Annotated in this window: 10 protein-coding genes and 2 tRNA genes; 1 reads left to right on the top strand and 11 read right to left on the bottom strand. The window is 59.2% G+C overall.

Going from position 1 to position 11901, the window contains the following annotated elements:
* Window positions 1-19: 19 nt before the first annotated feature.
* The 9 genes from rimP to rlmE all read right to left on the bottom strand — a co-directional run bounded on the left by rimP (window position 20) and on the right by rlmE (window position 7289).
* Window positions 20-481 carry a ribosome maturation factor RimP gene (gene rimP / locus OP495_RS04895; RefSeq protein WP_280562622.1) on the bottom strand — a complete coding sequence of 154 codons (462 nt, stop codon included), beginning with the start codon at window positions 479-481 and terminating at the stop codon, window positions 20-22.
* 136 nt (window positions 482-617) lie between these two features.
* A tRNA-Met gene (locus OP495_RS04890) sits at window positions 618-694 on the bottom strand.
* A 107-nt stretch (window positions 695-801) separates the two neighbouring features.
* Window positions 802-888 (bottom strand) — tRNA-Leu (locus tag OP495_RS04885).
* 140 nt (window positions 889-1028) lie between these two features.
* Window positions 1029-1388 carry a preprotein translocase subunit SecG gene (secG, locus tag OP495_RS04880; protein WP_280567595.1) on the bottom strand — a complete coding sequence of 120 codons (360 nt, stop codon included), beginning with the start codon at window positions 1386-1388 and terminating at the stop codon, window positions 1029-1031.
* A gap of 4 nt (window positions 1389-1392) precedes the next feature.
* Complete coding sequence (tpiA, locus tag OP495_RS04875) at window positions 1393-2142, bottom strand: triose-phosphate isomerase (protein WP_280562619.1); 750 nt, start codon at window positions 2140-2142, stop codon at window positions 1393-1395.
* Between the two features lie 64 nt (window positions 2143-2206).
* A complete protein-coding gene (glmM, locus tag OP495_RS04870) occupies window positions 2207-3568 on the bottom strand; it encodes a phosphoglucosamine mutase (RefSeq protein WP_280562618.1) in 1362 nt (453 codons plus the stop codon).
* Window positions 3565-4356 carry a dihydropteroate synthase gene (folP, locus tag OP495_RS04865; RefSeq protein WP_280567617.1) on the bottom strand — a complete coding sequence of 264 codons (792 nt, stop codon included), beginning with the start codon at window positions 4354-4356 and terminating at the stop codon, window positions 3565-3567. The genes glmM and folP overlap by 4 nt, the downstream gene beginning before the upstream one ends.
* A 197-nt stretch (window positions 4357-4553) precedes the next feature.
* The gene (gene ftsH, locus OP495_RS04860) at window positions 4554-6518 is read right to left on the bottom strand and encodes an ATP-dependent zinc metalloprotease FtsH (protein WP_280562617.1); all 1965 of its coding nucleotides are present in this window, start codon (window positions 6516-6518) and stop codon (window positions 4554-4556) included.
* 138 nt (window positions 6519-6656) lie between these two features.
* Complete coding sequence (gene rlmE, locus OP495_RS04855) at window positions 6657-7289, bottom strand: 23S rRNA (uridine(2552)-2'-O)-methyltransferase RlmE (RefSeq protein ID WP_280567593.1); 633 nt, start codon at window positions 7287-7289, stop codon at window positions 6657-6659.
* A 257-nt stretch (window positions 7290-7546) separates the two neighbouring features.
* Between rlmE and yhbY the strand changes: the two genes are divergently transcribed.
* A complete protein-coding gene (yhbY, locus tag OP495_RS04850; RefSeq protein ID WP_280562615.1) occupies window positions 7547-7873 on the top strand; it encodes a ribosome assembly RNA-binding protein YhbY in 327 nt (108 codons plus the stop codon).
* Between the two features lie 279 nt (window positions 7874-8152).
* Here yhbY and greA read toward each other — a convergent pair whose 3' ends face one another.
* Together greA and carB are read right to left on the bottom strand one after the other, a co-directional pair.
* Window positions 8153-8629, bottom strand: coding sequence for a transcription elongation factor GreA (gene greA, locus OP495_RS04845; RefSeq protein WP_280562614.1), 477 nt, complete (start codon window positions 8627-8629; stop codon window positions 8153-8155).
* Complete coding sequence (gene carB / locus OP495_RS04840; protein ID WP_280567591.1) at window positions 8626-11856, bottom strand: carbamoyl-phosphate synthase large subunit; 3231 nt, start codon at window positions 11854-11856, stop codon at window positions 8626-8628. Before carB ends, greA begins: the two co-directional genes overlap by 4 nt.
* Window positions 11857-11901: the final 45 nt, after the last annotated feature.

The following is an 11901-nucleotide window of genomic DNA, read 5'->3' as shown; positions in this document are numbered from 1 at the left end:
CCTCGTAGAAAAGCTGTCCTTAATTATCGAACTGAGGCACCACCCGCGCCTGCTCGATGCTTTCAATCGGAAAGCAATATTCTTGTCCGTCGAGTTGCAGCAGAATCTCGTCGCCCTCGACACCCGCCAATTGTCCCTGAAACTTGCGACGCCCTTCGAAAAGAGCACTCAACTTCACCTTGACATGGCTGCCCTTGAAACGCGCGAACTGATCGAGCGTAAACAGAGGACGATCCATTCCCGGCGATGAGACCTCCAAGCGATACTCTCCCGCAATGGGGTCTTCTACATCCAACACGCCACTGACTTGACGGCTGACTGACGCACAGTCATCCACGGTCACGCCCTCAGCGCTTTCGATATAGATCACCAAACGGGAATGCTTACCCTGGGAAAGGTAGTCGACCCCCCAGAGATCGAAGCCCATGGCCGTCACGACCGGCTCGATGAGCGTATTCAGTGCAGCATGCTTATTTGCCACAGACGGAGGCTCCCACTAGCAGTTGCATCAGGCACCTGACCAGGAGTGAAGAGGAAAGCTAGGTGGCTGATTGGCGTTATCGTCGCAAGTGATAACAAAAAGCCCCTTCATAGGAAGGGGCTTTTCATAAAAAACTTGGTAGCGGGGGCCGGATTTGAACCGACGACCTTCGGGTTATGAGCCCGACGAGCTACCAGGCTGCTCCACCCCGCATCAATGGCTAACGATTGTACTGACTACTTCTTGGAAAGTCAAGGTGTCAAACCATCGTTATATCGCGCCAATCTTTAATTGGGTCAACAACTTACATTGACTCAATGTGGTGCCGAAGGCGGGACTTGAACCCGCACGACCATGAGGCCACTACCCCCTCAAGATAGCGTGTCTACCAATTCCACCACTTCGGCAACAGGGGCCAGACTACCCCGATGCAAAACGTTTGACATTCTTTGTCTGCATCGTCTCGCCTGCTAAGCTACTCACCATGCTGTCAGCCAACTTGGCCTCACACATTACTTGATGAGCTAACTCAATGACGGCACTGCATTTATTCGCCGCCGTCCTCGAGTACTGGCGCTGTATTCTCCTCGCTATCCGCCCCCTCGTCAATAGACGACGACGCATTTTGTTGCTCGACAACTTGCGCGTCGGGCACTCCTTCCTGTGGTGCGTCTCCTGCCTGTGACACGAAGTATGCCAATCCAAGCGAGGTCACGAAGAAAATCGCCGCCAGCACTCCCGTCAATTTGGCCAGAAAATTACCGCTGCCTTGCGACCCGAAGACCGTTTGCGAAGCGCCACCCCCGAAGGACGCACCAGCATCGGCCCCCTTGCCCTGCTGTAGCAGCACCAACACCACCAAGGCAATGGCGATCGCCACATGAACCAATAACACCCCAATATACATCGCGCTACCTTGCTGAATGACAAATGGCTAGAAAATCGTCGACCTTGAGCGAAGCACCACCCACCAGGCCGCCGTCAATATCCGGCTGAGCCAGCAGCTCGGCCGCATTGGCCGCGCTCATGCTACCGCCGTAAAGCAACCGCATTACCTGTGCCAGGTCGGGATCGAAACCAGCCTGGTACTCACGAATAGCGGCCATGACGTCCTGCGCCTGCCCAGGTGTCGCCGTACGTCCCGTACCGATGGCCCACACCGGCTCATAAGCGATCGTCACCCGAGCACGTTGTTCGGGCTCAAGGGGGGCCAAAGCATGACCGACCTGGCGCAGCACTACATCAAAAGTATGCCCTGCATCGCGCTCTTCGAGCGTCTCGCCGACACACAAGATCGGCTGAATGCCGACATTCAATGCTGCCAGCAAGCGATCATAGACGTCATCATCGGTTTCACGATAAAGCGCACGTCGCTCCGAATGACCGACGAGCGCATAGTCGACACCACACTCTTTGAGCATACGCCCACTGACCTCGCCAGTATGTGCACCGGAATGCGAGGGATTGAGCGTCTGCGCACCGAGCTTCACGGATACATCGGCCAACGCGCGATGCGCTGCATCGAGATAAGGGAATGGCGGCAGTACGACGACGTCCAGCGAATCGGGAAGCGTATCGTCGGTGAAGGCACGACCGAACGTGTCCACGAGTGCGTGCGAGCCGTTCATCTTCCAATTGCCCGCGATCAGCGGCGTGCGCATAGAATAGTCCTCCGAATGGAGCGCCATGGTATAGGAGGCGTATTGACAACACAATATGCGCGCCTCAGCGTGCCATTTGCCCCTCGATATCGTCCGCAATACACTTGGCTAACGCGTCAACGTCGAAATGGGGGCGCCCTTCAACCATGACCCGGATCAAGGGTTCGGTGCCCGAGGGCCGTAACAACACACGTCCTTCGTTGCCCAGCTCCGCCTCGACCGAGGCGACGGCATGACGCACCTGTTCATTGACCAATAGCGCATCGTTGTCGACATCGGGAGGCAAGCGTACGTTGATCAACGCTTGCGGCGCTTTCTCGAAACCCTTGAGCAGGCCCGACAGCGACGATGACTCACGCACCATGATCGCCAGCACCTGAAGCGCCGATACGATGCCATCACCGGTCGACTGCACATGGCCGCAGACTATGTGCCCGGAGGACTCGCCACCCAGCTGCCAGCCGTTGGCCGCCAAACGCTCCATCACGTAGCGGTCCCCAACTTTGGCCCGCTCGAAGGGAATACCCAAGGCTTCCAGCGCAGCCGCAAGACCGAAGTTGGACATCAGCGTTCCGACCACGCCGCCGCCCAGCATATCGCGCATCTTCCGGTCACGAGCGATCAGATAAAGAATATCGTCGCCGTCAACCTCATGCCCCTCGGCATCCACAAGAATCACGCGGTCGCCATCGCCGTCCAACGCCATGCCGAGATCGGCGCCACGCTCAATCACCGCCGCGCGCAAAGCGTCGGGATGCGTGGACCCCACACCCTGGTTGATGTTGAGCCCATCCGGGTCGGCACCAAGCAAGCTGACATCGGCGCCCAGTTCACGCAATACGCTAGGTGCGATGTGATAAGTCGCCCCATGCGCGCAATCCAGCACCACTTTCAGGCCTTCCAGCGTCAGGCGGTCGGGCACCGTGGACTTGCAGAATTCGATGTAACGCCCCGCAGCATCCGCGATACGCAGCGCCTTACCCAAATCCGCCGGTGCAACCGTTGATAGCGGCTGCTCGAGTTCCGCTTCGATCTCTTCCTCGACGGCATCGGCAAGCTTGACGCCCTCGGCGGAGAAGAACTTAATGCCGTTATCCTGAAACGGATTGTGCGACGCGGAAATGACGATTCCTGCATCGGCACGAAAGGTCCGTGTCAGGTACGCGATACCCGGCGTGGGCATCGGTCCCAGCAAGGATACATCGACCCCTGCCGCCGATAGTCCCGCTTCCAGAGCAGACTCGAACATATAACCCGAAATCCGCGTATCCTTACCGATCAACACCTTGGCACGCGACTTGCGTCCCGTGTGGCGTGACAGCACGCGGCCCATCGCCCAGCCCAGTTTCAAAACGAAATCAGCGGTAATGGGAGGCTCCCCCACCGTGCCGCGAATACCATCAGTTCCAAAATAGCGTCGTGTCATGCGTCGGAGCCTTCCTGTAGCACTGCCCAAGTCATATTGACCGCATCCACCGTCGATCCCACATCGTGAACACGCACGATACGCGCCCCACGCTCCACCGCCATCGTGGCGAGCGCCAGGCCGCCCGGCAGGCGTTCCTCGACGGGACGCGCCAGCACTTTGCCAATCATACTCTTGCGTGACATGCCAGCCAGTATGGGGAGCCCAAAATCAGTCAATGGTTGCATACGATTCAGCAACCGCAGATTATGTTCGACACGCTTGCCGAAACCAAAGCCTGGATCGAGTACCAACTGGTCGCGTCGAATCCCCACCGCTTCGCATTCAGCGATACGCGTCTCGAGGAACGCGGCCACTGCCTCTTCGATCGGCACCTCGTAATGCGGTGCTCGCTGCATGTCGGTAGGCTCACCCAGCATATGCATCACGCACACCGGAAGGCCGCTCATCGCCGCAGCCTCCAGCGCGCCGGGCCAGCGCAAACTGCGCACATCATTGATCATGCCCGCACCCCGCGACGCCGCCTCACGCATCACTTCGCCGCGACTGGTATCCAGCGACACCAGTGCATCTAGCTCGTTGACCAAACGCTCCACCACCGGCAGCACGCGATCCAGCTCTTCCTGAAGCGGCACCGGCGAAGCGCCCGGGCGTGTCGACTCACCACCGATGTCGATGATCGCCGCACCCTCGGCCAGCATGTTTTCGGCACGACGCACAGCCTCATCCAGTGCGTTATGGCGGCCACCGTCGGAAAACGAATCGGGCGTGACATTGAGGACCCCCATGACGCGGGGGTAAGAGAGGTCGAGCTGATGGCGCCCACAGCGCAGCTGCGTGGGCGTATCGTATCGGTCTTGCATGATCAGGGCCGTTGCAATGTCAAACTGCTACCTTACCATGCGGCGGTCGGAGTGTAAGCACACCCCAAACGCCAACGGGCGCCGCTATGCGGCGCCCGTTGGAAGATGACACAAGATTGATATTAGTGGCCGGCCGGCCCGCCCAATGGATCAGACGGACGACGACGCGCATCGTCATCTTCGTCACTGCCGGTGTCGGATTCTTCATCCGACGACGTGCCCGCCGCGTGACCCGACCCGGTAGTCGGCCCCTTGTCGTCCCAGTCTTCGGGAGGACGCGGCTTACGACCTTCCATGATGTCGCGAAGCTGGTTGGCGTCGATGGTTTCGTACTGCATCAACGATTCGGCCATCAGGTCGAGCTTGTCGCGATTGTCTTCCAAAAGCTGGCGCGCCTTGGAGTAGCACTCGTCGATGATCCGACGGACTTCCTTGTCGAGTCGTGTCGTGGTCTCGCCAGATTTGAGCTTGCCACCTTGGCCAGAACCACCCAAGAACTGGTGAGACTCGTCCTCATCGTACATCAGCGGTCCCATTTCCTCGGAGAGCCCCCACTTGGCTACCATGTTATGGGCCAGCTCGGTAGCGCGCTTGATGTCGTTGGATGCCCCCGTTGTGACGCCATTCGGCCCCAGCGTCATCTCTTCGGCAAGCCGGCCGCCGAACAACGAGCAGATCTGACTGATGATTTGCTGCCGCGAGAGGCTATATCGGTCTTCTTCCGGAAGGAACATCGTCACGCCCAGCGCATGACCGCGCGGGATGATCGTCACCTTGTAGACCGGATCGTGCTCAGGCATCAAGAGCCCGATGATGGCATGGCCCGACTCGTGATACGCGGTGTTGCTCTTTTCCTTCTCGGACATGGCCATCGAGCGTTTTTCAGCGCCCATCAGGATCTTGTCCTTGGCCATCTCGAGCTCGTCCATGCCCACCAGACGCCTGTTGCGACGCGCCGCGAACAATGCCGCCTCGTTGACCAGGTTGGCCAGATCGGCACCAGAGAAACCCGGCGTCCCGCGTGCAATGAGGGTCGAGTGAACATCATCTGCCAGTGGCACCTTACGTAGATGCACACCGAGAATGTGCTCGCGACCGCGGATATCGGGAAGCCCCACCACGACCTGACGGTCGAAACGGCCTGGACGTGTCAGTGCGGGATCGAGCACATCGGGACGGTTGGTCGCGGCGATGACGATGATGCCTTCGTTGGCTTCGAAACCATCCATCTCGACCAATAGCTGGTTGAGCGTCTGCTCGCGTTCGTCGTTGCCGCCTCCCATACCGGCGCCACGCGAACGCCCGACGGCGTCGATTTCGTCGATGAAGATGATGCACGGGGCCTGCTTCTTGGCTTGCTCGAACATATCGCGGACACGCGATGCCCCTACGCCGACGAACATCTCCACGAAGTCGGAACCCGAGATCGAGAAGAACGGCACATTGGCCTCGCCAGAAATCGACTTGGCCAACAACGTCTTACCCGTACCCGGCGGCCCCACCATCAAGACACCGCGAGGAATCTGCCCACCCAAGCGCTGGAACTTGCTGGGGTCCTTGAGGAAGTCGACGAGCTCTTCGACTTCTTCCTTGGCTTCGTCACAACCGGCCACGTCGGCGAAAGTGGTCTTGATCTGATCTTGGGTCAGCAGCTTGGCTTTGGACTTACCGAAGCTCATGGGGCCGCTCTTACCGCCAGCGCCCCCCTGCATTTGACGCATGAAGAAGATGAAGATCGCCAGAATGATCAGAATCGGGAAACTGGCAACGAGCAGGCGCGTCCACAGGCTCTGCTCCTCTGGCTGCTTACCCACTACACTGACGTCGTGCGCCAGTAGATCATCCATCAGCTTAGGATCTTGCGCCGCCGGACGGATCGTCTGGAATTGCGTGCCATCATCACGCTCCCCCGTGACCGTGTAACCTTCGATGGTTACATTGCTCACTCGGTCATTCTGCACCTGCTCGACGAATTGAGAGTAGCTCATCGCCTGAGGCGAGCTGTCGGAACTGAAGTTGTTGAACACCGTCAGCAACACTGCCGCGATGACCAACCAGAGGATCAGGTTCTTCGCCATGTCGTTCAAGGGAATACCCTCATTGCATGCAACTGTCTGCCAAGCAGGACCATAATTTAGACACTACACCACAAGAAGCGTTCCGACTACCAAGTCATTATGACTATCGAGCCGATACGCCTGAGGGCCAGTCCCATGGACACAAGCTCAGCCGTGGAATCCTTCTGCAAGCAGATAGACTTCGCGCGAACGGGCCCGCGAGGCCTCCGGCTTGCGAGTCGTCACCTTGCGAAAGCTGCTGCGCAGCTCTTTCAAATATGCATCGAACCCTTCTCCCTGGAAAACCTTGGCCACAAAGCGCCCACCAGGCGATAAAGTTTGGCGCGCCAGATCCAGCGCCAGCTCGACGAGATACATCGCCTGGGGCTGATCGATGGCCGCCATACCACTCATATTGGGGGCCATATCGGACAACACAAGGTCGACACGACGCCCTTCCAAGGCGGCAAGAATTCGCTCCAGCACATCCATTTCAGTGAAGTCACCCTGTACGAACGTCACTCCGGCCAGCGCATCCACCTCCAGAATATCCGACGCCACCACACAACCCTTGGCTCCGACCTTATCGGCGGCAACCTGGCTCCATCCGCCTGGTGCGGCGCCAAGATCAATGACAGTCATGCCCGGCTTGAGCAGCGCATCCTTGGCATCGAGTTCGAGTAGCTTGTAACTCGCCCGCGAACGATAACCATCTTGCCACGAGCGCTGCACGTAGTGATCGTCAAAGTGCTCCTTGAGCCAAGAGGCCGAGCGCTTGCTAGTATGCGAGGAACGTGCCACGGATCACCTAAATCGATAGCGGTCAAAACTCGTCCGGAAGGCAGGGCGGGCTAGCTGAGCGGGCGGCACGGCCTTTCCAAGACGCCGCTTTCCCCGTAACATGACATGTTCCATCTTTTTTCGGCGCCACACTTCATGGTCTAGCCACAAGGCCAGAACGATCGACAGCAGTTGCGCCAGTCTGCGGCTTGGCCGCATTCAGATAACGCCCTCGGCAAAACGCCGAGTGTCCGCCAACCCGGAACAGTCACGATACCATGAGCTTGTCACAGGCACAAAAGAAAGCATTTCGCAGCATCGGCCACCACTTGAACCCCGTGGTAACGGTCTCGGAAAACGGGCTGAGCGAAGGCGTCTTGGCCGAGCTCGCTCGCGCCCTGGAAGATCACGAACTGATCAAGGTCAAGCTCGCCATCGGCGATCGCGGCGCCCGCCAAACCGTGATCGACGAATTGACCGAGGCCAGCCACAGCGAACTCGTCCAGACGATCGGCAAGGTTGCGCTGATTTATCGCCGCAATCCACGGGTCAACCCCAAGCTATCCAACATCCAGCGCTTCGAGAACCATCACGGACGGCGCTGAGCGGCCGGGCGGTGCCCGGAGCTTGAAGTTATAAGAACGGCGCTTCGCGCCTGGAAGTCGGAAGAAACAGCAAAACCCGATTTGAGCTTCGAGAATCCGGATGCACCCCTGGACGAAAAGATGCCAGCGACGAAATATCGTCGCTGGCATCTTTCGTTAGGAGCTAGAAGCCAAGATCAAACCACTACAGTTCTGTTTTGGGTTTGGCTTTTGATCTTTCTTCCAGGCGCGTAGCGCCGCTCTTCCAGCTAATAACTTCCAACTTCCGGCGCAGCCGGGTTACAGGTGCTCGACCCCGGCAACCTCGTACTCGACATCGCCGCCCGGCGTACGTACCAACACCGTATCACCTTCGTCCTTGCCGATCAGCGCACGCGCGATCGGCGAGGTCACGGAAATCCGCCCTTCCTTGATGTCGGCCTCATCCTCGCCGACGATCCGGTAGCGCACTTCCTCGTCGTTTTGAAGGTTGATCAACTCGACCGTCACGCCAAAAATCACCTTGCCGGTCTTGGGCAATTTGGTGACGTCGATCACCTGGGACGCAGACAGCTTGCCTTCGATTTCCTGTATACGCCCCTCGATAAATCCTTGCTGCTCGCGCGCCGCGTGGTATTCGGCGTTTTCCTTGAGATCACCGTGCTCGCGCGCCTCGGCGATGGCTTGGATCACCTGCGGGCGGTCCACGCTCTTGAGGTGCTCGAGCTCCTCTCGCAGGCTTTTCTCACCTGCGACGGTCATCGGGACCTTGTTCATGTGCTTGCTCCTGCGTGCAGTTCCTGCAGCCGCCGTACGGTAATTGCATTTCCATACTCAAGCGCCATACACACCGCACGCGCCCCAGCCAGCGTCGTGGCATAAGGGACCTTGCGAGCGAGTGCGGTACGGCGGATCACGGAAGAATCACTGATCGCCTGGCGGCCTTCGGTCGTATTTACGATATAGGCCACCTCGTCGTTTTTGAGCATATCGACGATATGGGGGCGACCTTCATAGACCTTATTGACGACCTTGACCGGGAGGCCAGCCGCTTCGAGAGCGCTGGCAGTACCACGGGTCGCGATCAGGCTGAAGTCCAATGCTAGCAGAGATTGCGCCACCTCGGTAATCTCGCTCTTGTCCGGATCACGCACTGAAAGGAATGCCTGGCGCTCACCACCCAAGCGTGGAATCGCCTCACCGGCGCCAAGTTGCGCCTTGTAGAACGCTTCGGCAAAGGTCGCACCGCTGCCCATCACCTCGCCGGTGGATTTCATTTCCGGCGACAGGATCGGGTCGACGCCTGGGAACTTGTTGAACGGGAAGACGGCTTCCTTGACGCTGTAATAGCCTGGCAAGCGTTCGCGGGTGAAGTCCTGCTCGGCAAGGGTCTTTCCGGCCATGCAGCGCGCCGCGACCTGGGCCAGCGAGGTACCGATGCACTTGGAGACGAAAGGCACCGTACGCGACGCGCGCGGATTGACCTCGATGACGTAGATCTCGCCATCTTGCCAGGCGAGCTGCACGTTCATCAGCCCGACCACGTTGAGCTCCAGCGCCATGCGCTTGACCTGGTCGCGCATCTCGTCCTGCACCTTGGGCGGCAGCGAATACGGCGGCAACGAGCACGCCGAGTCGCCAGAGTGCACACCAGCCTGCTCGATATGCTGCATGATGCCGCCGATCACCACCTGCTCGCCGTCGCTGACCGCATCGATATCGATCTCCACAGCCGCATTGAGGAAGTGATCCAGCAGCACTGGCGAGTCGTTGGACACCTTGACGGCATGCGTCATGTAGCTTTCCAGCTCGGAGGCATCATAGACGATCTCCATGGCACGACCGCCCAGTACGTAGCTGGGGCGCACCACCAGCGGATAGCCTATCTTCTCGGCCTTGGAGAAGGCATCCTCGAAGCTTCGCGCGGTAGCGTTGGGCGGCTGCTTGAACCCCAGCTTGTCGATCATCTTCTGGAAGCGCTCACGATCCTCGGAACGATCGATGGCATCCGGTGTGGTGCCGATGATCGGGACACCGGCCGCCTCCAGCGCGCGTGCCAGCTTGAGTGGCGTCTGCCCGCCAAACTGCACGATCACACCGGCGGGCTTTTCCTTGTCGGCGATCTCCAGCACATCCTCGAGCGTCACCGGCTCGAAGTAGAGGCGGTCACTGGTGTCATAGTCGGTGGACACGGTCTCGGGGTTGCAGTTGACCATGATGGTTTCATAGCCATCCTCGTGCATGGCGAGCGCCGCGTGCACGCAGCAATAGTCGAACTCGATACCCTGGCCGATGCGGTTGGGGCCACCCCCCAGCACCATGATCTTCTGCCGGTCGCTGACCTCAGCCTCGCACTCCTCTTCATAGGTGGAGTACATATAGGCCGTATTGGAGGCGAACTCGGCGGCACAAGTGTCGACGCGCTTGTAGACAGGGCGAATGCCATGCTTCTGGCGCGTCTTGCGAAATTCTTCCTCGGAGACTCCCAACAGCATGGCCAGACGCGCATCGGCAAACCCCTTGCGCTTGAGCCGGAACATTGTCGCCGCCGATAGCTCGTTCAGCGAGCGGCTAGCGAGTTGCTGCTCGAGAAGCACCAATTCCTCTAGCTGGACCAGGAACCAGCGATCGATGTTGGTCAGTGCAAAAACTTCGTCGATGCTCATCCCTGCGCGCATCGCATCGGCTACGTAGAAAATACGATCGGCACCAGCAGCCTGCAGCTCGCCCTTGATCAGCGCCATACCCGCGCCGTTGAACTCGGTGACCTTAGGATCCAGCCCATCGACACCGGTTTCCATGCCGCGCAGCGCCTTTTGCAGCGACTCCTGGAAGGTCCGCCCGATGGCCATGGTTTCGCCCACCGACTTCATCTGCGTAGTCAAGCGGTCGTTGGCCTGGGGGAATTTCTCGAAGGTGAAACGCGGGATCTTGGTGACCACGTAATCGATCGACGGCTCGAACGAGGCCGGTGTCTTGCCACCGGTGATGTCGTTCTGCAGTTCATCAAGTGTGTAGCCCACCGCCAGCTTGGCAGCAATCTTGGCGATCGGAAAGCCAGTGGCCTTGGACGCCAGTGCCGAGGAGCGGCTGACGCGCGGGTTCATCTCGATGACCACTATACGACCGGTTTGCGGATCGACGCCGAACTGCACATTGGAGCCACCGGTCTCGACACCGATCTCACGCAACACCGCCAGGGAGGCATCGCGCATAATCTGATATTCCTTGTCGGTCAGCGTCTGCGCCGGCGCGACAGTGATGGAATCCCCGGTATGCACGCCCATGGGATCGAAGTTCTCGATGGCACACACGATGATGCAGTTGTCGTGCTTGTCGCGCACGACCTCCATCTCGTACTCTTTCCACCCCAGCAGCGACTCGTCGATGAGCAGCTCGTGATTGTTGGAGAGTTCGAAGCCGCGTGTGCAGATTTCCTCGAACTCCTCCTTGTTGTAGGCCACTCCGCCGCCGGAACCCCCCATGGTATAGGACGGCCGGATGATCACCGGGAAGCCCAGCTCACGCTGGATTCCCCAGGCTTCGGACATGGTGTGGGCCACCTTGGCCTTGGGGCACTCCAGGCCGATGTTCTTCATCGCCTTGTCGAACAGGTCGCGGTCCTCGGCCTTGTTGATGGCATCCGCATTGGCACCGATCATCTCCACGCCGTATTGCGTCAACACGCCGCGCTTGTCGAGTTCCAACGCACAGTTGAGCGCCGTTTGCCCGCCCATGGTCGGCAGGACAGCATCGGGGCGCTCCTTCTCGATGATCTGGGCGACCGCCTGCCAGGTGATCGGCTCGATGTAGGTCGCATCCGCCATCACCGGGTCGGTCATGATAGTGGCCGGATTGGAGTTGACCAGGATGACCCGGTAGCCCTCCTCGCGCAGTGCCTTGCAGGCCTGGGCGCCGGAATAATCGAATTCGCACGCCTGGCCAATGACGATGGGCCCGGCGCCGATGATCAGAATACTGTGGATGTCGGTACGTTTCGGCATGACGATTCCCGCTAACTTGGTGACTGACGACGGCTCAACGTGAAA

Source organism: Chromohalobacter sp. 296-RDG (genome assembly GCF_029889885.1).
Classification (GTDB): Bacteria; Pseudomonadota; Gammaproteobacteria; order Pseudomonadales; family Halomonadaceae; genus Chromohalobacter.
This window is presented reverse-complemented; position numbering and strand designations above follow the sequence as displayed.